Annotated in this window: 19 protein-coding genes, 1 riboswitch and 1 other annotated feature; of the genes, 3 read left to right on the top strand and 16 right to left on the bottom strand. The window is 36.8% G+C overall.

Annotated features, from left to right (window positions below):
- Nucleotides 1-58: 58 nt before the first annotated feature.
- Nucleotides 59-172, bottom strand: a riboswitch (FMN riboswitch).
- A 44-nt stretch (nt 173-216) separates the two neighbouring features.
- From ilvB to ilvN, 8 genes are read right to left on the bottom strand one after another with little or no spacing between them, the layout of a single operon-like run.
- Complete coding sequence (gene ilvB, locus THEXY_RS00100) at nt 217-1,872, bottom strand: biosynthetic-type acetolactate synthase large subunit (RefSeq protein ID WP_013786847.1); 1,656 nt, start codon at nt 1,870-1,872, stop codon at nt 217-219.
- A 34-nt stretch (nt 1,873-1,906) separates the two neighbouring features.
- Nucleotides 1,907-3,571 carry a dihydroxy-acid dehydratase gene (gene ilvD, locus THEXY_RS00095; protein WP_013786846.1) on the bottom strand — a complete coding sequence of 555 codons (1,665 nt, stop codon included), beginning with the start codon at nt 3,569-3,571 and terminating at the stop codon, nt 1,907-1,909.
- A 4-nt stretch (nt 3,572-3,575) separates the two neighbouring features.
- On the bottom strand, nt 3,576-4,643 hold the full coding sequence (gene leuB / locus THEXY_RS00090; RefSeq protein ID WP_013786845.1) for a 3-isopropylmalate dehydrogenase: 1,068 nt from the start codon (nt 4,641-4,643) through the stop codon (nt 3,576-3,578).
- Nucleotides 4,644-5,129 carry a 3-isopropylmalate dehydratase small subunit gene (gene leuD, locus THEXY_RS00085; protein WP_013786844.1) on the bottom strand — a complete coding sequence of 162 codons (486 nt, stop codon included), beginning with the start codon at nt 5,127-5,129 and terminating at the stop codon, nt 4,644-4,646.
- Entirely contained in the window at nt 5,130-6,386 is a 1,257-nt protein-coding gene (gene leuC / locus THEXY_RS00080) for a 3-isopropylmalate dehydratase large subunit (protein WP_013786843.1), read from the bottom strand.
- Entirely contained in the window at nt 6,377-7,570 is a 1,194-nt protein-coding gene (locus tag THEXY_RS00075) for a 2-isopropylmalate synthase (RefSeq protein WP_013786842.1), read from the bottom strand. The genes leuC and THEXY_RS00075 overlap by 10 nt, the downstream gene beginning before the upstream one ends.
- 15 nt (nt 7,571-7,585) lie before the next feature.
- Complete coding sequence (gene ilvC / locus THEXY_RS00070; protein WP_013786841.1) at nt 7,586-8,581, bottom strand: ketol-acid reductoisomerase; 996 nt, start codon at nt 8,579-8,581, stop codon at nt 7,586-7,588.
- Entirely contained in the window at nt 8,582-9,085 is a 504-nt protein-coding gene (gene ilvN, locus THEXY_RS00065) for an acetolactate synthase small subunit (RefSeq protein ID WP_041592037.1), read from the bottom strand. It lies immediately after the preceding gene.
- A gap of 43 nt (nt 9,086-9,128) precedes the next feature.
- Nucleotides 9,129-9,357 (bottom strand) — a binding site (T-box leader).
- A gap of 199 nt (nt 9,358-9,556) precedes the next feature.
- Here ilvN and THEXY_RS00060 point away from each other — a divergent pair.
- Complete coding sequence (locus tag THEXY_RS00060) at nt 9,557-9,991, top strand: ferritin-like domain-containing protein (RefSeq protein WP_013786839.1); 435 nt, start codon at nt 9,557-9,559, stop codon at nt 9,989-9,991.
- 28 nt (nt 9,992-10,019) lie between these two features.
- Here the strand turns inward: THEXY_RS00060 and THEXY_RS00055 are convergent, their stop codons facing one another.
- The 3 genes from THEXY_RS00055 to gyrB all read right to left on the bottom strand — a co-directional run bounded on the left by THEXY_RS00055 (nt 10,020) and on the right by gyrB (nt 14,921).
- Nucleotides 10,020-10,466 (bottom strand): FMN-binding protein, encoded by a 447-nt coding sequence (locus THEXY_RS00055; RefSeq protein ID WP_013786838.1) that lies wholly within the window; start codon nt 10,464-10,466, stop codon nt 10,020-10,022.
- A gap of 101 nt (nt 10,467-10,567) precedes the next feature.
- A complete protein-coding gene (gene gyrA, locus THEXY_RS00050) occupies nt 10,568-13,006 on the bottom strand; it encodes a DNA gyrase subunit A (protein ID WP_013786837.1) in 2,439 nt (812 codons plus the stop codon).
- A 13-nt stretch (nt 13,007-13,019) separates the two neighbouring features.
- The gene (gyrB, locus tag THEXY_RS00045) at nt 13,020-14,921 is read right to left on the bottom strand and encodes a DNA topoisomerase (ATP-hydrolyzing) subunit B (RefSeq protein WP_013786836.1); all 1,902 of its coding nucleotides are present in this window, start codon (nt 14,919-14,921) and stop codon (nt 13,020-13,022) included.
- A 190-nt stretch (nt 14,922-15,111) separates the two neighbouring features.
- Here gyrB and THEXY_RS00040 point away from each other — a divergent pair, with 190 nt between their 5' ends.
- Both THEXY_RS00040 and THEXY_RS00035 read left to right on the top strand, forming a co-directional pair.
- Nucleotides 15,112-16,473, top strand: coding sequence for a MurT ligase domain-containing protein (locus tag THEXY_RS00040; protein WP_013786835.1), 1,362 nt, complete (start codon nt 15,112-15,114; stop codon nt 16,471-16,473).
- Complete coding sequence (locus THEXY_RS00035) at nt 16,470-17,204, top strand: type 1 glutamine amidotransferase (protein ID WP_013786834.1); 735 nt, start codon at nt 16,470-16,472, stop codon at nt 17,202-17,204. The genes THEXY_RS00040 and THEXY_RS00035 overlap by 4 nt, the downstream gene beginning before the upstream one ends.
- A gap of 18 nt (nt 17,205-17,222) precedes the next feature.
- Here THEXY_RS00035 and remB read toward each other — a convergent pair whose 3' ends face one another.
- The 5 genes from remB to dnaA form a co-directional block, all read right to left on the bottom strand.
- Nucleotides 17,223-17,477, bottom strand: a complete 255-nt coding sequence (gene remB, locus THEXY_RS00030) for an extracellular matrix regulator RemB (protein WP_013786833.1) — start codon at nt 17,475-17,477, stop codon at nt 17,223-17,225.
- A gap of 10 nt (nt 17,478-17,487) precedes the next feature.
- Nucleotides 17,488-18,576 carry a DNA replication/repair protein RecF gene (gene recF / locus THEXY_RS00025; protein ID WP_013786832.1) on the bottom strand — a complete coding sequence of 363 codons (1,089 nt, stop codon included), beginning with the start codon at nt 18,574-18,576 and terminating at the stop codon, nt 17,488-17,490.
- Between the two features lie 35 nt (nt 18,577-18,611).
- The gene (locus THEXY_RS00020) at nt 18,612-18,818 is read right to left on the bottom strand and encodes an RNA-binding S4 domain-containing protein (protein WP_041592153.1); all 207 of its coding nucleotides are present in this window, start codon (nt 18,816-18,818) and stop codon (nt 18,612-18,614) included.
- An 18-nt stretch (nt 18,819-18,836) separates the two neighbouring features.
- Nucleotides 18,837-19,949: a DNA polymerase III subunit beta gene (gene dnaN, locus THEXY_RS00015; protein WP_013786830.1), complete on the bottom strand. Its 1,113-nt coding sequence runs from the start codon at nt 19,947-19,949 to the stop codon at nt 18,837-18,839.
- A gap of 226 nt (nt 19,950-20,175) precedes the next feature.
- Nucleotides 20,176-21,507: a chromosomal replication initiator protein DnaA gene (gene dnaA / locus THEXY_RS00010; protein WP_013786829.1), complete on the bottom strand. Its 1,332-nt coding sequence runs from the start codon at nt 21,505-21,507 to the stop codon at nt 20,176-20,178.
- Between the last annotated feature and the right edge of the window lie 174 nt (nt 21,508-21,681).

The following is a 21,681-nucleotide window of genomic DNA, read 5'->3' as shown; positions in this document are numbered from 1 at the left end:
CACCTCAAAAAATTAGCCCTGAAGCATGTAATACTTCAGGGCATAATGACAATTGCCATTTCACCTTCTTTCATCCAGACTATACTGTCGGCTCTGGAATCTAACCAGATCTGCCATAAGGCTCGCGGGCTTTACCGCCGGTATGGAATTTCACCAATCCCTGAAGGTTTAATCTTATTTAGTTTCTATAATTATAACATTGATTTTATAAAAATGCTAGTCTATCATCTCTTCAATGGTTCCTCCAGCAGGAATAAATGGCAGAACCATTTCGTCTTTGTCTATGATACACTCTAAAACATAAGGATTGTTGTTTGACAATGCTTCACTAAAAGCATCTGTAAATTCTTCTTTTGTGTAGATCCTTCTTCCAGTTACCCCAAAAGCTTCGGCGACTTTTGAAAAGTTGAGATTCGGATTTAAATCCGTCTGAGAAAATCTTTTATCGTAAAGGAGATTTTGCCATTGTCTAACCATGCCAAGTGTTTGATTGTTGAGGATTATCGTTATAACAGGTATGTTGTACACCGACATCGTTTCAAGTGCATGAATATTCATCCTTATGCTGCCGTCACCTGCAATATTTACCACTCTTTTGTCATCTCGCCCTACTTGTGCACCTATTGATGCAGGAAGTCCAAAACCCATAGTTCCAAGTCCACCAGATGTGACAAATGTCCTTGGCTCTTTGAATTTATAATATTGAGCCGTCCACATCTGGTTTTGCCCTACTTCTGTCGCTACTACAAGATTGTCTCCTCCAAGCTCTTGAACCCTTTCTACTATCCACTGTGGCTTCAATTTTCCATCATCTTTATATTTAAAGGACGTTTTGTCTTTTATCGATATAAGCTCATTAATCCATTCCCTATTGTCTTTTTCTTTTATCATTGCATTTAAAAGAGACAAGACTTCTTTGATATCTCCTACTAATGGCACATCGACATCGATATTTTTGCCGATTTCTGCAGGATCGATATCGATGTGAATGACTTTTGCATTTGGCGCCAGACCCCCTGCTTTACCTGCAACTCTGTCGCTAAACCTTGACCCTACTGCAATAACCAAGTCTGATTTATAAACAGCCGTATTGGCATATCTGCTTCCATGCATTCCAATAAGCCCTAATGACAATTCATCATCTTCTGGAAAGCATCCAAGTCCCATAAGCGAAGTAGCTACAGGTATCATGTGCTTTTTAGCAAAATCGTACAAATTCTTTGATGCCTCACTCCATATAACTCCACCACCAGCAAAAATAACTGGCCTTTTGCTTGATGAGATTAACTCTGCTGCCTTTACTAAATCTGATTCTAATACTTGATGTTTCTTTGTTTCAACGTAAAAATCTTTTCGCTTAACAAAGTTTATATCTGCAGTCTGAATGTCCTTCGGTATGTCTACGAGAACAGGACCTGGTCTTCCATCTTTCGCTATAAAAAAGGCTTCTCTCAAAGTGTCCGCTAATTTATCAGGTGATTTCACAATAAAATTGTGCTTTGTCACAGGCATCGTAATTCCTGCAATATCCACTTCTTGAAAAGAGTCCTTTCCTATGAGGCTCGTAGCAACTTGCCCTGTTATAGCGACTATTGGCACAGAGTCCATGTAGGCATTGGCTATTCCTGTGACTAAATTGGTAGCACCAGGTCCTGATGTAGCAAAACACACGCCAACTTTTCCGGTCACTCTCGCGTATCCATCTGCCATGTGAGCAGCCATCTGTTCATGTGTTGCAAGAATATGCCGCAAGTCAGAATTGTACAAAGCATCATAAAGAGGTATGACAGAACCGCCTGGAATGCCAAAAACAACTTCTACTCCTTGCTCTTTTAATACCTCTATGACAACCTGCGAACCTTTTATGATCACGATATGCGCCTCCTTTCATGGAATTTAAGCTTTGTCAATCGTCCTTTAAAACCGCACCAGTATTTGCAGATGTGACTAATCTGGCGTATCTTGCCATGTAACCTGTCTTAATGTGAGGCTCAGGCCTTCTAAAGTTTTTCCTTCTTTCTTCCATTTCTTCAACGCTTATCTTTAAATTAAGCTTTCTTCCCGGTATATCTATTTCAATAATGTCCCCATCTTTTATCAAAGCGATTTCGCCGCCTTCCATGGCTTCAGGCGACACATGACCTATGCAAGCTCCTCTTGTAGCACCAGAAAATCTTCCATCTGTAATAAGAGCTACATCCTTGTCAAGTCCCATACCGGCAAGTGCTGATGTAGGACTTAACATCTCCCTCATGCCAGGCCCACCTTTTGGACCTTCATACCTTATTACAACAACATCGCCTTTTTGTATCTTGCCATCGTAAATCGCTTTTATGGCCTCATCTTCTGAATCAAAAACTCTCGCAGGGCCAGAATGGTGAAGCATCTCTTTAGACACTGCAGACGCCTTTACTACAGAACCATTCTTCGCTATATTTCCATACAAAATCGCCAAACCACCTGTATTGCTGTAGGGATCTTCTACTGAGTGTATTACATCATGATTTTTTATCCGTGCATCTTTGAAATTCTCACCGATTGTATCACATGTGACTGTAATGCAATCTGTATTTAAGACTCCTAATTTTGACAGTTCTTTCAATACTGCCTGTATACCGCCTGCGTGGTAGAGATCTTCTATATGATATTTTCCTGCAGGACTTAATTTGCACAGATTTGGAACCTTCTCATTTATTTCATTTATCTTTTCAAGAGGTATATCGACTCCTGCCTCATGTGCAATAGCCTTTAAGTGGAGAACTGTATTTGTAGAGCCTCCTAAAGCCATATCTAAGCAAAAAGCATTTATAAAGGCATCTTCTGTCAAAATATCCCTTGCCTTAATGTCCTTTTCTACAAGCTCTACTATCTTCATTCCTGCTTTTTTTGCAAGTCTTATCCTCTCTGAGTAAACAGCAGGTATCGTGCCATTACCAGGAAGTCCCATACCAAGCCCTTCTGTAAGGCAATTCATCGTATTTGCTGTAAACATACCTGAGCATGACCCGCACGTAGGACAAGCTGACATCTCCATCGTCTTTAACTCATCTTCACTTATCTTACCTGCCTTCAATGCGCCTACTGCCTCAAACATGGAGCTTAAATCACATGTTTCTCCTTCGTAACTTCCAGCCAACATCGGACCTCCGCTTATTACGATAGCTGGTATGTTTAGCCTTGCGGCTGCCATAAGCATACCTGGAACTATCTTGTCGCAGTTTGGTATAAGCACAAGTCCGTCAAGGCCATGGGCCATAGCCATCGTCTCAACGCTGTCGGCTATCAATTCCCTTGAAGCAAGGGAATACTTCATACCTTTGTGATTCATGGCTATTCCATCACAGACACCTATTGTGGAAAATTCTAAAGGAGTGCCACCTGCAAGCCTTACACCAGCTTTTACTGCCTCTGCAATCTTGTCAAGATTTATGTGTCCAGGAATTATGTCGTTTTTTGAATTAGCAATGCCTATTAAAGGCTTATTTATCTCTTCATCGGTAAGCCCTAAAGCATACAAAAGTGATCTGTGGGGCGCTTTTTCAACTCCTTTTTTCACGCTATCGCTTATCATAAAATCACCTCTTTAAATATTTTACAACCATATCACCCATCTCTTCGGTGTTTAAAATAATACCTTTTCCTAAATCAGGAGTTCTGTAGCCATCCTCCAATAGGTCGTTTACCGCCTTTCTTATGTCATTTGCGGCATCAATCATATCAAAGGAATACTCCAGCATCATTGCGACAGATAGTATTGTAGCCAAAGGATTAGCTTTCTTCGTGCCAGCAATATCAGGAGCCGAACCATGTACAGGTTCGTAAAGCCCAACTTTGTCACCTCTCAAGCTGGCTGATGGCAACATTCCTATTGATCCGGTAAGCTGTGATGCTTCATCAGACAATATGTCTCCAAACATATTTGATGTAAGTATCACGTCAAACTGTGATGGATCTTTTATAAGCTGCATAGAGCAATTGTCAACATACTGATGGTTTAATTCTACATCTGGGTATTCCTTACTTACTTCATTGACGACTTTTCTCCATAATCTTGATGAATCCAAAATATTGGCCTTATCAACCGATGTGACTTTTTTCTTCCTGTTTCTCGCCGCTTTAAACGCTATATGGGCAATCCTCTCTATTTCCATCGTGGTATATGATTCTGTATCATATGCTTTATACCCATAATCAATCTTTTCAGTTCCTCTATCGCCGAAATATATGCCACCTGTCAATTCCCTTACAACAAGTACATCTAATCCGTCCTTTAAAATCTCATCCTTCAAAGGTGATGCACTTTTTAAAGAATTAAATAGAATGGCAGGCCTTAAATTTGCATATACATCAAGGCTTTTTCTCAGAGCCAAAAGACCTGCCTCAGGCCTTTTATCGCCATCTAAATCGTCCCACTTAGGACCACCTACAGCCCCTAATAAGACTGCATCGCTTTTAAGACATGCTTCTTCTGTTTCCTTAGGATACGGCGTTCCAAACTCATCTATGGCACAGCCGCCAAACAGGTACTTCTCTACTTCAAATTCAATGCTGTATTTTTCTGAAACAGCATTTAATACTTTAAGGGCTTCCTCCATTACTTCTTTCCCTATTCCATCTCCTGGTAATACAGTTATCTTGTACATCTATACCACCTTTTCCTTTACGTAGTTTACAAGGCCGCCACATTCGATTATCCTCTTTATAAACTCAGGAAATGGCTGCGATTTAAACTCGATACCTTTAGTTATGTCTTTTATGACACCCGTCTCAAAATCAACTGAAACAATATCACCGTCTTCTATTGAAGACGCCGCTTCAGGACATTCTAATATAGGCAATCCTATATTTATGGCATTTCTGTAAAATATTCTGGCAAACGACTTTGCGATGACACAAGATATACCAGACTCCTTTATGGCTATAGGTGCATGTTCTCTTGACGAACCGCAACCAAAATTGTCCCCCGCAACCATTATATCTCCAGGTTTGACTCTATCTTTAAAGCTTTTATCTAAATCTTCCATGCAATGGGCAGCAAGTTCTTTTGGATCAGATGTATTTAAAAACCTTGCAGGTATTATTACATCCGTATCCACATTATCACCGTACTTTATTGCCTTTCCTTCCAATTAAGCCACCTCCTCAGGACTTGCTATATAGCCTTTTATGGCTGATGCCGCTGCTACAGCAGGACTTGCCAAGTACACTTCGCTTTCTATGTGACCCATCCTGCCAACAAAGTTTCTGTTTGTAGTAGATATTGCCCTTTCACCTTTTGCAAGTATCCCCATGTGACCGCCTAAACAAGGACCGCATGTTGGCGTAGATACAGCAGCACCTGCCTTTATGAACTCTTCTATATAGCCTCTTTTTACACATTCCAAGTAAATGTCTTGCGTAGCTGGGAATATTATCAACCTTACATCTGGATGAACCTTCTTGCCTTTTAAAATTTCATACGTCACTTCCATATCTTGTAGACGGCCATTTGTACAAGAACCTATTACAACTTGATCTATCTTTACATTTCCAACATCATCTATGGACTTTGTGTTTTCAGGCAAGTGAGGAAATGCCACTTGCGGCTTTATCGTTGATAAGTCTATATCGTATGTCTTTACGTATTCTGCATCATCATCAGCTTTAAACACTTTGTAATTTCTCTTTGCTCTCCCCAAAACATATGCTTCGGTAATTTCGTCGTAATCGAAAATACCATTTTTAGCCCCTGCTTCTATAGCCATATTTGCAATTGTAAACCTGTCATCAATCGACAAAGACGAGATGTCGCCAGTGAATTCCATCGACTTATAAAGTGCGCCATCTACACCTATCATGCCGATGATGTACAGTATGACGTCTTTTCCGCTTACCCATTTATTAAGCTTTCCTTTAAGATTAAACTTTATGGCTTCGGGAACTTTAAACCAAGCCTTGCCTGTAGCCATGGCACAGGCCATATCAGTGCTTCCTATGCCTGTAGAGAAACACGTTATTGCACCGTACGTGCATGTATGGGAATCTGCACCTATTACCACATCTCCCGGCAAGACTAAGCCTTTTTCCGGTAAAAGCGCATGTTCTATCCCCATTTGCCCTACTTCAAAGAAGTTTACTATGCCATACTCTCTGGCAAATTTCCTTACAATATTTACTTGCTCTGCAGACTTTATGTCTTTGTTTGGAACAAAATGGTCAGGCACTAATGCAATTCTCTCTTTATTGAATACTTCTTTTACACCTATCTTTAAAAACTCTTTTATGGCAACAGGCGATGTGACATCATTGCCTAACACCATGTCAACGTCTATCTCTATAAGATCTCCAGGTTTAACTTCATATCCAGCTTTATTAGCTAAAATTTTCTGCGTAAGTGTTAACCCCAAAGCTCTCCCTCCTTAAAACTCTTACTGTTTAAAATTACATCTTCTACGATTTCTCTTATATCTTCATCATCTACAACCTTTTTGTTATCAGCTACATCCTTAAATCTCTTAAAAGCAATATTTACCTCATCTCGCGAAAGATTGAACCCCATGTTTTTTAACTTCAATTCAAAGGCATTTCTTCCGGATAATTTGCCCATAGATATATGATCAGTTGTTATACCTATGTCTTCTGGTTTCATTATTTCATAGGTGGCTTTATTGTTTATAACACCGTGCTGGTGGATTCCAGCAGTGTGCCTAAAGGCGTTAAATCCGACAATGGCTTTGTTTGGCTGAAGTTCTATCCCTGCCATCTCACTTACCAGCTTACATGTGCTGTAAATTTCCTTTGTGTTTATGCCGTGGATTACATTAAAATAATCCTTTCTTGTATTTATGGCCATGATGACTTCTTCTAAAGCAGCATTTCCAGCTCTTTCACCTATCCCACATACAGTAACTTCCACTTGATCTGCACCGCTTTCCACTGCTGAAAGTGAGTTTACCACAGCCATACCAAGATCGTTGTGACAGTGAACGCTTATCGTCACATTTTCTCTGTCGTGAATATTATCTTTTACGTACTCTACTAATCTGCCAAATTCTTTTGGAACAGCATATCCTACCGTATCAGGTATATTTATTATCTTAGCTCCAGCATCAATGACTTCGTTAAATACTTTTACTAAAAAATCCCAATCAGTCCTGGATGCATCTTCGGCAGAAAATTGAATTTCATCAAACTTACCTAAAGCATATTTCACACTGTCAACTGCCATTTTTAAGGCTTCATCTCTGGATATTTTTAACTTGTATTTTAAATGAATATCAGATGTAGCAATAAAAAGATGTATCCTGGATTTTTTTGCATTTTTTAATGCTTCATAAGTTCTATCTATATCGCTTTTCACACATCTCGACAATCCTGCAACAGTGACACCATCTAAATTTTCCGCTACATATTTCACAGCTTCAAAATCACCGTTTGATGCAGCAGGAAAGCCGGCTTCTATTACGTCAACTCCAAGTGAAACAAGCTTATTTGCTATCTTATATTTAGTTTCCTTGTCGAAATTGACGCCTGGCGTCTGCTCACCATCTCTCAACGTCGTATCAAAAACAATGACTTTTCTATCCCCCATAAACAAGCCCCCTCTTTACTTCTTTTTAAGCCATGACATCATTCCACGGAGCTCTTTTCCTACCTTCTCAAGCTTTTGATTTGCTTCTCTTTCTCTTATGGCATTAAACTGCGGTCTTCCTACAGCATTTTCTAAAAGCCATTTCTTTGCAAACTCCCCTGTCTGAATTTCATTCAAAACTTGTTTCATTTCGTTTCTCGTATCTTCCGTTATTATCCTTTTGCCTGTCAGATAATCACCATACTCTGCCGTATCAGAGATGGAATACCTCATGTTGGCAAAACCGCCCTCATAGATCAAATCGACTATAAGCTTCATCTCGTGTATACACTCAAAATAGGCTATTTCAGGTTGATAACCAGCATCTACTAAAGTTTCAAAACCTGCTTTCATAAGCTCCGTGACACCGCCGCACAAAACCGCCTGTTCACCAAAAAGATCCGTCTCTGTCTCCTCTTTAAAAGTAGTCTCTAAGACACCTGCTCTTGTGCCTCCAATTCCTTTAGCATAAGCTAAGGCTATCTCAAAAGCCTTTCCAGTGTAGTTTTGATGAACCGCAACTAAATCAGGAACGCCTTTTCCTTCTGTAAAAACCCTTCTTACCAAATGTCCAGGCCCTTTTGGCGCTACCATGAATACATCCACGTACTCTGGCGGCACAATCTGATGGAAATGTATATTGAAACCATGAGCAAAAACCAAAGCATTTCCAGGTTTTAAGTGCTTTTCTATGCTTTCTTTGTACACTTTTGACTGCTTTTCATCAGGTATTAAAATCATTATTATGTCAGATACTTCACACGCATCATCTACATTTAAAACCGTAAGTCCATCCTGTTTCGCTCTTTCAGCAGATTTGCTTCCTTCATATAGACCTACCACAACATCTAAACCAGAATCCCTTAAATTAAGAGCATGTGCATGTCCTTGGCTACCATAACCAATTATCGCAATTTTCTTTCCTTTCAAAAGATTTAAATCTGCATCTTCATCATAATACATTCTTGCCATTTACAATTCCTCCTCGTATTCTTTTAAAATTCTATTTCCTCTTTCTAAAGTTATAAGACCTGTTCTTGTAAGTTCTCTTACTTGAAATTGTTTGATGAGTTTTATAAATGCCTCAACCTTTTCAGTGTCTCCAGTCATTTCAATGATGATAGAATCCAGTGAAATATCAATGACTTTGCCTCTAAAAGTATCTACAATATGCATGATGTCATCTCTCGTGCTGGAATTGATCTCGACTTTTACCAGTACAAGCTCCCTTGAGACATTAGGAAATTTGCCTACATCTTGTACCTTAATAACATCATACAGCTTGCTAAGCTGTCTTATTATTTGTGTTATCACATAATCGTCACCATCGACTGTTAAGGTAATGCGAGATTGATCATTTTGTTCTGTGGTGCCTACAGCCAAACTTTCGATGTTATAGCCTCTTCTTGAGAAAAGACCTACAACTCTCGACAATACACCAGAATGATTGTTTACCAAGACAGATATTGTGTGTATGATAATATCACCCCTTTCACATATTAAAAAATCCCCGCCCTATATTCAGGGCGAGGATCATCTCGCGGTACCACCTGATTTCGTATTTACCTCACGGCAAATACCTCAGCAAGTAATCATACTTTACCTTTAACGCAGGTCTTACGGTTAAGCCTACTAAAACTTCAACTTAACTACTCCGGAGCGATCTAATATATGTACTCGCACCGGTTTGCAGCAACCACCGGCTCTCTTTAGCTTATACATATACCCCTCTCCATCATCGCCTTTATTGAGATGAAATATCTTAAGGTGAAATTAATAGTTATTCTATCAGCATATTGAAAATAAGTCAACTTAATTTTTTGTAAATTCTAAATAAATCATCGTTTACATTTATTAAAAAATTTTAATTTTTTAAGCAAAAAAATACTTTTTTATCAGTATCATCATAGTATGAATCAACATATATTTTTAAAGAGGTGAATTTTAATGGTAAGCAAAAAAGAGCTTATATCAAACTTGAATACTGACTTAACCAAGGAATATGCCGCAATGGTGCAGTACATCCAGCATTCCAGCATGCTGCACGGTGCGGAATACGTGGAAGTCATCGACAAGATATTAGAACACGCAAAAGATGAACACGATCATGCGGTAATATTGACAGACATTATACAATACCTTGGTGGTATCCCCACAGTGGAAGTTTACCCAAGGCAAACTTCTCTTGACAATAGAGAAATGCTTTATCAAGATTTAAACTACGAGTACGACGCATTGAATGGATACAATCAAAGGATAGCTCAAGCGGAAAATTTAGGATTGTTTGACGTAGGACAAAAGCTCAGAAATATAGCTTTAGAAGAAGAAAATCACATAATAGACCTGGAAAAAGCATTAGGTATACTAAAAATAGATCCATGAAAAAGACCCTCCAAAATGGAGGGGTTTTTTATTTCTTAGCATCTTTCAATGCTTGATTTGCCAACTCTACAAACGTCTTTGATGATTCTGTAGCACCTGCCACAGTATCGACTTTTGACGTATCTTGGCTATCTACTAATTCTTGCTGAAGTTTTTCATCTACTTCTTTTGGCGTTATGTTGTTTTTAGCTTTCATCTTTGATGCGTAGTCGGCATCGTCTCTTTTGAACTTGCCGTTTTTATCTACTTCATTGTACACAACGCTTGAAATCTTGCCGTCTTTTACGGTGATCTCAATCTGTCCTTTGTATCCGTGTGCATCGAATGATGCTTGTTCTGCTTTGTAAGTACCGTCTTTGTACGCACCGGATGAGCCAGATGTATTTGAAGACGTATTGGAGCTATTTGAACCACAACCAACCAAGCTTACTGCAATAAATGCCGTAGTAAGCCCAATAGCCAATGATTTTTTCATGGTAACCTCTCCTTTAGAAAAATTTTTAACAATTTACCTCTATATATATATTCAACATCTATCTTAAAAATCCTTCTTTTGTTAAAATAAATTTTAACAATTTATTCCTCATCATTTGCTATCCTTGCAGTCGAAACAACTCTATCACCTTCATCAAGCTTCATCAGCATCACACCTGTAGTATCCCTATGCATCTTTGATATATCAGCAATTTTTGTCCTTATAAGGATTCCATTGGCTGAGATTATCATAAGCTCATCTTTTTCACTTACAGACATTATAGAAACCAATTTTCCAGTTTTTTTCGTTATTTTTGCAGCTATTATTCCTTTTCCTGCCCTTGTCTGCGATCTGTATTCATTGGCATCGCTTCTTTTTCCATATCCATTTTCTGTAACAACTAATATGTCTTTATCTCTATCGACCAAATCCATCTCAACAACATAATCATCGTCTCTAAGTGTAACTGCTATTACACCTCTTGCCTGTCTGCCCATTGGCCTTAAATTGTCCTCATGGAACCTTATGCAGAAGCCATTTGCTGTACCTATGATTATTTCCCTGTTGCCATCTGTAAGCATGACATTTATAAGCTCATCTCCATCATCAAGCTTTATGGCTGTATTGCCGCTTTTCTTTATCTTCGGGAAATCGTCGATTTCAGTCTTTTTGATTATTCCATTTTTCGTGCACATTACGACATACTTAGCATTGTGAGATTTCTTAATTGGTATCACAGCATTTACTTTTTCATCCTGATCTATCTGAATGAGGTTTATTATAGCTGTCCCCTTAGCTTGCCTTCCTGACTCAGGTATATCTATAGTCCTTAAGCTGTACACCTTACCTTTATTTGTGAAAAACAATAGCCTATCATGTGTCGTAGTCGTAAATACATTTTCCACAAAATCGTCTTCCCTTGTAGATATGCCAGATATGCCCTTTCCACCACGCTTCTGTGCTTTATAAGCATCAAGAGGCATTCTCTTTATGTAACCAAAGTGCGTCATGGTTACAACAGCGTCTTCCAATTGAACCAAATCTTCAATGTCAACTTCGTCTTCTTTTGCCACAATGTGAGTTCTTCTGCCTGATGAATATTTATCTTTTACATCTTTAAGCTCTTTCTTTATTATGTCCAACACCTTTTTTTCATCTGACAGTATGCTTTTTAGCTCTTTTATTTTTTGGTAAAGATCGTTTAATTCATCTTCTATCTTCTGTCTTTCTAATCCTGTAAGGCGTCCTAGCCTCATATCAACGATAGCCTGTGCTTGCCTATCACTAAGCCCAAACTTGTCCATCAAATTATTCTTCGCTATAGGCTCTGTTTTGGAGCTTCGTATAACATTTATGACTTCATCAATATGGTCAAGGGCAATCTTCAAGCCTTCTAAAATATGTGCCCTTTCTTCAGCCTTTTGAAGGTCAAACTTAGTCCTTCTCGTAATGACATCCACCTGATGATCCACGTACTTCTCAATAATCTGGTTTAACGAAAGTATCTTTGGAGCTCCATCTACAAGGGCCAACATGATAGCTCCAAACGTCTGCTGCATCTGTGTATGCATGTACAATTTATTCAAGACGACCTTTGGATTTACATCTCTCTTTAATTCGATGACAATTCTCATGCCGTTTCTATCCGATTCATCTCTTAAATCAGAGATGCCTTCTATATGCTTGTCCCTTACAAGCTCTGCTATCTTTTCAACCAACTTTGATTTTATAACCATATAAGGCAATTCTGTTACGACTATGCGATTCCTGCCATTGTGCTCCTCTATCTCTGCCTTAGCTCTTACTATTATCTTCCCTCTGCCTGTCTCGTACGTTTCTCTGATGCCATCTTTTCCAACTATAAGACCACCCGTAGGAAAGTCAGGGCCCTTTATATACCTCATAAGCTCATCTGTAGCAATATACGGATTATCTATATACGCAATTATGCCGTCTATCACTTCGCCTAAATTGTGAGGAGGAATATTAGTAGCCATTCCAACGGCTATTCCTTGTGATCCATTTACTAATAAGTTTGGAAACCTTGATGGAAGAACTACAGGTTCTTTGTAGTTTTCATCGAAATTTGGCACAAAGTCCACAGTCTCTTTATTTATGTCAGTAAGCATTTCCAAGGCTATCTTTGATAACCTTGCTTCTGTGTACCTCATTGCAGCAGCCGGATCTCCGTCGATGCTTCCAAAATTACCATGGCCGTCAACCAATGTCTCTCTCATAGAAAAATCCTGCGCCATCCTAACCATAGCATCGTAAACTGCCACATCGCCGTGTGGATGGTATTTCCCTAATACTTCACCTACGACAGTTACGCTTTTCTTGTAAGGCTTGTCAGGCGTAAGACCAAGGCCATTCATTGCATAGAGAATTCTCCTGTGAACAGGCTTTAATCCATCTCTCACGTCAGGCAAGGCCCTGCTTACGATGACGCTCATGGCGTAATCTATAAAAGATTTTTTCATCTCATCTTCTACATCTACTGGTATTACTCTCAATTCTTCATTATTTGTGTTATCGCTCACTTAAATCACCTGCCTATATATCAAGATTTCTAACGGTTTTAGCGTATTTTTCTATAAATTCACGCCTTGGCTCTACTTTGTCGCCCATCAAAATAGTAAATATTTCATCAGCTGCAATAGCATCATCAAGGCTTACTTTCAGCATAGTCCTTTTCTCAGGATCCATCGTAGTATCCCAAAGCTGCTCCGCATCCATTTCTCCTAAACCTTTGTACCTCTGTACATTGTAATTTTCTCTTCCGATCTCTTTTAAAATATTGTCAAGCTCTTTATCGGAATAAGCGTAGTATACCTTTTTATTTTTCTCTATCTTATAAAGTGGTGGCTGTGCAATATATATATTTCCATTTTCTATCAAAGGCCTCATAAACCTGTAGAAAAATGTAAGAAGCAATGTCCTTATGTGGCTTCCGTCAACATCGGCATCTGTCATTATGACGACTTTATGGTATCTAAGCTTTGAGATGTCAAAATCGCTACCAATTCCAGTGCCTAATGCTGTTATCATCGCTTTTATCTCATCACTTGATAAAATTCTATCAAGCCTTGCCTTTTCTACATTCAAAATCTTACCTCTAAGAGGAAGTATAGCTTGATATTTGCTATCTCTCCCCATTTTTGCAGAACCGCCTGCAGAATCACCCTCAACAAGGTAAAGTTCGCATTTAGATGCATCCTTTTCTGAACAATCTGCTAATTTACCTGGAAGTGAAGTAGATTCCAGCGCTGACTTCCTTCTTGTAAGCTCTCTGGCTTTTCTGGCTGCTTCTCTTGCTCTTGCAGCAGATGTAGCCTTTTCAAGAATGACTTTTGACAGTGAAGGGTTTTCCTCCATGAAAGCCGTCAGCTTTTCCGTCACGACAGAATCAACTATTGAACGCATCTCGGAATTACCTAATTTCGTCTTCGTCTGTCCTTCAAACTGCGGATTCATGAGTTTCACGCTTATAATCGCCGTAAGCCCTTCCCTTACATCTTCCCCTTGCAAATTTTTGTCGTTTTCCTTTATGATGTTAAACTTTCTTGCGTAGTCATTAATGACTTTTGTCAATGCTGTTTTAAAGCCTATTAAATGTGTGCCGCCTTCTCTTGTATCGATATTGTTTGCAAAGCTAAATATGTTCTCCGTATAGCTGTCATTGTACTGCATCGCCACTTCAACTTCGTACGTATCGCTTTTGCTTTCCATGTAAATAGGCTCTGGATGCAACACTTCTTTATTTCTGTTTAGATACTTTACAAACTCAACTATGCCACCTTCATAGTGAAAAACATCTTCTTTTCCATCTCTCTCATCAACAAGCCTTATTTTTACGCCTTTATTCAAAAACGACAATTCCCTTAGCCTCTGTGAAAGCACGTCATAATCATACTCTAACGTCTCAAATATTTCCCCATCTGGAGAAAATGTTATTGTCGTACCGGTTTCATCTGTCTCACCGATTACTGTAAGATCTGTCTTTGGAACCCCTCTTTCATACTTTTGCTGATACACTTTTCCATTTTGCTTGACGATAACTTCAAGATTTTTTGATAAAGCATTTACTACTGATAGTCCTACACCGTGAAGACCACCAGAAACTTTATAAACGTCATTGTTAAACTTACCACCTGCATGTAGTACAGTCAGCGCAACTTCAACACCTGATTTACCTGTTTGTGGATGTATGTCTGTCGGTATTCCCCTACCATCATCTATTACAGATACAGAATTATCTTTGTGAATAATGACATCTATATTTTTGCAGTACCCTGCCAATGCCTCATCAATGCTATTGTCTACTATCTCATACACAAGATGGTGAAGTCCCCTACTGCTGGTGCTTCCTATGTACATGCCAGGACGCTTCCTTACAGCCTCAAGACCCTCTAATATTTGAATTTGACTTGCACCATATGTTTCATCATTTGCCATATACATACCTCCGTACTAAATTCCAATAGTTTTATTGTATCATTTTTTTGTTTTTTATACAAGGAAGCGAATTTAAGCAGATTTTTTTGCATTTTTACTTCTAAAAGGAAATTTTTTATTTTATAAAAAGACTATTTTATAATATACTTAAATATGTAGATATGATGTTCATTTTCAAGGTGGTGTTATATTGGATCTTCTCGGTATCTTAGTAGGAAAATTTGTAATACTTGGTTGTAAATTAACTGGAAAAAACGGTACATCATTGCCAGGAAAATTAGCTTTAAAGGTAGATTCTGATATCATAAAGAACATCGTAAAAGATGTAAAAAATGAAAAGATAGTTGTGACGGGAACAAATGGAAAGACTACTACATCAGGACTTATAGCGGAGATTTTAAGGTCGTCTGGCAAGAAAGTAGTTCATAACAGAGAAGGAGCAAACATGTTAAGTGGAATTGCCACTGTGCTTATAAAAAACAGCGACATCTTTGGCAATATAAGTTGCGATACTGGCGTGTTTGAAGTTGACGAAGCGAATATGCCTCTTGTCTTAAATGACATCAATCCAAAGGTAGTCGTTGTGACGAATTTTTTTAGAGATCAGCTTGACAGATACGGTGAATTAGACACGACAATCAAAAAAGTCAAGGAATCTTTAAGTAAACTTCCTAAAGATTCAATGCTTCTTTTAAACGCAGATGAGCCTTTTACAGCTTCTTTAGGCGATGACCTTAACATAAATGTTTTTTACTACGGCATCTTAGATAAGTTAAACTACGGTTACAGCCTATCACCGGCATTTGAACAAAAATATTGTCCAGTTTGCGGTGGAAAATACGTCTACAAGGATGTTTTTTACGGTCAGCTTGGCGACTACTACTGTCCTAAATGTGGAAAATCACGTCCAAAATTGGATTTCGGTGCACTTGATATAAAACTTACAGAAGATGGAATATCATTTAAATTAAAATACAAAGAAAAATTGATAAACGTAAAAAGCCATCTTACAGGTGCATACAACGTTTATAACGTCATGGCATCTGTAGCAACAAATGTACTTTTAGGTATTTCATTTTCAGATATACAAACGGGACTTAACAACTACACGCCTATTGCAGGTAGACTTCAAAAGACTTATTTAAAAGGCAAAAAAACCATAATAAATCTCATTAAAAATCCAATAGGCTTTGACAGCACTTTAAATATGTTAAGAGAAATCAATAAACCTTTAAACTTATTAATTGCCATAAACGATAATTACGCTGACGGTAGAGATGTATCTTGGCTTTGGGATGTAGACATCGAAAACTTTGTATCACATACAAAAATAAACCATGTTGTAACATCGGGGTTAAGGGCAGAAGATATGGCCTTAAGGCTTAAATACGCCGGAATAGATCAAAAGAAGATAAAAATCATAAAACCAATAGATGAAGCAATGGACTACATTCCAACCATAACAGATGAAGAATTGATAGCTGTACTTCCTAACTACACATCATTGCATGAAGTAAATAACTACTTAAAATCAAGAGGTGTAAAACAATGAAACTCGTAATAGGCCATATGTACCCGGAACTACTGAATCTTTATGGAGATAGAGGAAACATAATAACACTTAAAAGAAGATGTGAGTGGAGAGGAATTGAAACCGAAATAAAAGCTATAACAGTGGATACCAATACAAATTTCAAAGACATCGACATACTGTTCTTAGGCGGCGGCTCTGACAGAGAACAAAAAATCGTCAGCGATGATCTGACATTAAAGAGAGCAAATAATTTAAAGTCTGCCATTGAAGATGGATTGACGCTTCTCAGCATATGTGGCGGATATCAACTGCTTGGCATGTACTATTTATCTTCGGACGGAAACAAATTGCCTGGCATAGGTGCACTTGAAATATACACGGTAGCAGGAAACAAAAGGATGATTGACAACATAATAATAGAATCATATATCGATGGCAAGACATTTAAGATGGTAGGATTTGAAAATCACTCCGGAAAGACATTTTTACAGAATAACGTAAAGCCTTTAGGAAAGGTCATATATGGAAATGGCAATAATGGAGAAGACGGCATGGAAGGTGCAATATACAAAAACACATTTGGAACGTACCTTCACGGTCCAGTTCTGCCTAAAAATCCAGAGTTTACAGATATATTGATAAAAAAAGCTCTGGAAAGAAAATACGGCAATTGCACTCTAATGCCTTTAGATGACTCCTTCGAACATCTAACACAAGATGCGATCGTTAATAGATTTGTAAAAAAATAGAGGTTTTACCTCTATTTTTTATTCACTGTATTTTAAGGCCCTTTTTATAATGGTGTAGGACGATATGGGAGATATGTAGATTATGCTTTTTTTATTTCTCTCTGTTATTACAAAAGACTTTATGTTGTCATCTGATATTTTTACAATAAATCCTTCTTCTTCAGCAATCCTTAAAAATTCACTGGTATCTTTTGAAGATTTAACATCTATATTAAAAACTGCAATTATTTCATCGTCTGGCACCACTACATTCCCACCTAAATGAACGTACATAATTTCCTCCTTAATCAGATATAATTAAACCATCAGAAATCAAAAAATATTTATCACCTTTTACGTCTTTTTTTTCTGTATGTGTTATAAAAGTCTGACATCCCTCAACTTTATTTAAGATATATTTTCTCCTATTTTCATCTAACTCTGACATAACATCATCAAGCAAAAGTATAGGATTTTCACCATTTTCTGATCTTATTACTTCGTATTCTGCCAATTTAAGACATAGAGCAATAGTTCGCTGCTGACCTTGTGAAGCGAAAATTCTTGAATCATGGCCATTTATAAATATTTTCACATCATCTCTGTGAGGCCCGTACTTCGTATCGCCGTATTTTATATCAACATCCCTGTTTAATATCAACTTATTTAAAAGTAAATCTTTGATAGACTTAATGTCATCAATTTTGTCTGTAACATTATTCCAATATATCAAATCAACTTTTTCACATGAAATATCTTGAACAATTTTTTTTACTATTAAGTCAAGATTATTGATGTACTGTCTTCTGTACATAATAATTTTCGAACCAAAAAATGAAAGCTGTTCATCCATAATGTCCAAAAGTCTTGCACTTTCTTTTTTAAATTTTACATCCTTTAAAACCTTGTTTCTGTTTGCTAAAACTTTGTTGTACTGTATTATGTCGTAAAGGTAGTTTCTCTTGATCATTGAAATAGATGCATCCATGTATCGCCTTCTTAATGAAGGACTGCCTTTTACGATATTTAGGTCATCTGGAGAAAAAATCGTAGTAAGTATAACGCCGATTAACTCCGAAATATTCTTTATCTTATTGTTATTTACCTTAAAAAACCTGTTTTGATTTAACTTATACCCTGTCTCAACTGTTACTTCTTCGCCATCTACGTCGAAAACACCTTTTATATAATAATAATCTACATCAAAACAAACCATGTCCCTATTTTTACTATTTCTAAAGGATTTTCCAATGCTTAATAACCTTATGCATTCTAAAAGATTGCTTTTTCCTTGCGCGTTTGAACCGTATATTACATTTGTACCAGCAGAAAATATAACCTTTTGATGCTTTAAATTCTTAAAATTGTCAACAATAAGCTCTTTTAGATACATTCATTCCTTTTCCTTTCGTACAGCAAAACTGTACTTTATTTAATCACAAACTTTTTTTCATCTACGATTACCGTATCACCTTTGCGCAATTTTTTCCCTCTTTTAAGCTCAATATTTCCATTTACCTTTACAAGACCTTCTAATATCATTTGTTTACCTTTACCACCAGTTTCCGCTATACCTACGTACTTTAAAAACTGGTCAAGTGTAATGTATTCAGTGTTTATTTTTACCTCTTCCATCATACCAAACCCTCTCGATTAATCATTTAATTTTACAGGCAACACCATGTACAAGTAGTCATCATCTTCTATAGGTGTTATTATCATGGGGTTTATGCTGTTTATCATGCTAATCTTTATTTTTTTAGAATCGATGACTCTAAGAGCTTCTAAAAGGTACCTGGAGTTAAAAGCTATTTCAATCAGATTACCTTCAATTTCTATATTAAGCCTTTCTGACATCTTTCCCTTTTCAGAGTTTGATGATATCACAAGTTCTCTTTCATTAAAAGTAAATTTAATCAAATTACTTTTATTTGAAGCCAACAATGACGCTCTATCTATAGCACCTATTAAATCATCTTTATCTATAATGACTACAGACTTAAAATCCTTAGGTATTACTGTCTTATAATTCATATAATTCCCATCTAAAAGTTTCGATATAACTTTTGTATCGTTAAATTCAAATAAAATCTGATTACCTGTAAAAGATATAGATACCTCATCATCACTATCTTCCATAACCCTTAAAAGCTCATTAGCTGTAGTACCTGGTATTACAACGCTAAAATCATCCAAATTTTTTGATAAAGGATCTTCTGAAACGTATTTTTTTATGGACATTCGGTATCCATCAAGTGCTACCATATTTATCGTATTTTTGCTTACTTCCATAAGTATACCTGTCAAAATCGGCCTAGCCATATCTTGAGCAACACTGAATGAGGTCATTTTTATCATTTCTTTTAGAATCTTCTGATTTAACGAAAAAGTCACATCTTTTATTACATCCGGAATATCAGGGAATTCATCAGAAGAATTTCCTGATATAGAAAATTCAGTTAAACCACACTTTATATATACCATATTGCTTTCATCAGATTCAAAAAAAACCGTATCATCTGGAAGCTTTCTTACAAGATCTGAGAAAACTTTAGATGAAACAACTATGCTTCCATCTTCAATGATAAATGCCTCAATACTACATTGAATTCCTATTTCCATGTCTGTAGTATACATTACTATCTTGTTGTTTTCTGATTTTAAAAGAATACCTTGGAGAATAGGGAGGGTGGTACGGGGGGTTACCCCTTTTATAACTTTATTTACAGCATTTAATAATGAAATTTTATCACAAGAAAATTTCATAAAAAATTTCGCTCCTTTTAAGCATATTTAAAAAAAATAAAAATATAAATAAATAATAATAGTAGTAGTAATAATAGAGCTTGTTAATATGTTAAAAACTCTTAATTTAGTTAATATACCATATTTTTATGTTGTTGATAACTTATTATTATTTTTGAAAAGATATTGACAATATCAACAAGCCCAAAAAAATTTATGTTATCAACAGTTTATCAACGTTGATATGTTAAAAACCTTTTATTCTCTTTTTAAGTTCTTCAATTTGCTTATTTAAAGATTCATCTTCCTTTATGTCGTTAGAGATTTTGTCGTACGCATGAATAACTGTAGTGTGATCTTTGCCAAATTCTTCACCTATCTTAGGCAATGACAAGTCTGTCATTTCACGGGCTAAGTACATTGCAATTTGCCTTGGGAAAGCTATTGTCTTAGTCCTCTTTTTTGATATAAAATCTTCGTAGTTTATGTTGTAGTATTTGCATACCTCTTCTTGTATTAGCTTAACTGTTATCTTTCTAACTTTGTTTGATATTATGTCCTTCAAAGCATCTTTTGCAAGATCAAGGTCTATGTTCGCCTTTGTAAGTGAGGAAAAAGCTACGATTCTTATTAAAGCACCTTCTAATTCTCTTATATTTGAAGGTATTTTTTCAGCAATGTATACTAGCACATCGTCAGGAATATTTAGGTTTTCGTTTTGCGCTTTTTTCTTTAGTATTGCTATCCTCGTTTCGAAATCTGGTGGCTGTATATCTGCTATAAGGCCCCATTCAAACCGCGATCTAAGCCTGTCTTCCAGCGTTGGTATTTCTTTAGGAGGTCTATCGCTGGAAACTATTATCTGTTTATTGGCTTCGTACAGTGTATTAAAAGTATGGAAAAATTCCTCCTGCGTCCTCTCTTTTTTAGCTATAAATTGTATGTCGTCTATTAAAAGTATGTCCATGCTTCTGTATTTATTCCTAAATTCTTCGTTTTTGTCGTCTTTTATAGAGTTAACCAGCTCGTTTGTAAATGTCTCTGATGTAACGTACATTATCTTTGTGTTGCTGTTGTGCTCCAGCACAAAATGACCTATAGCATGCATTAAGTGGGTTTTGCCTAGGCCAACACCTCCGTATATAAACAGTGGATTGTACGCTCTTGCGGGTGATTGTGCTACAGCTAAACATGCGGCGTGTGCTAATTTATTGCTATTTCCTACAACAAATGTATCAAAAGTGTACTTTGGATTTAACATATTAGAAACAGTCTTGTCCTTTTCGCTTTTAAATTGGACGGTTTCTTTTATTTTCTTGTATTCTTCTTCATCCTCGGATACTATCTTTATTTCAATTTTTTTATTTGTTATCGATTTTGCTGCATCGTATATTACATTTAAGTACCGTCCATTTATTATGTTTTTTGTAAATACATTTACCGCTGATAGCACAAGTATGTCATCTAATAGTGCCACAGGTTTTAAATGAACAAGCCATGTGGTATAGCTGGTGGTTGTCAATTCGCTTTTTAATTTTTCAAATATTGCATCCCAAAGTGAGTAACAATCGTCATACATTTTGTGACCTCCTACAAATATAAACAAGCTGTTGATAAAAAATAATTTATATGTGTTTATATCGGCAAGTTGTTAATAAATTTTGTTAAAAAGACAAAAAAATATTAACAATGTAACATTGTTTTTTTAAGATATAAAAATGCTGTTGATAAAATTTTATTTGATAAAAATATA

Origin of the sequence: Thermoanaerobacterium xylanolyticum LX-11 (assembly GCF_000189775.2) — a bacterium.
Lineage (GTDB): Bacteria > Bacillota > Thermoanaerobacteria > Thermoanaerobacterales > Thermoanaerobacteraceae > Thermoanaerobacterium > Thermoanaerobacterium thermosulfurigenes.
This window is presented reverse-complemented; position numbering and strand designations above follow the sequence as displayed.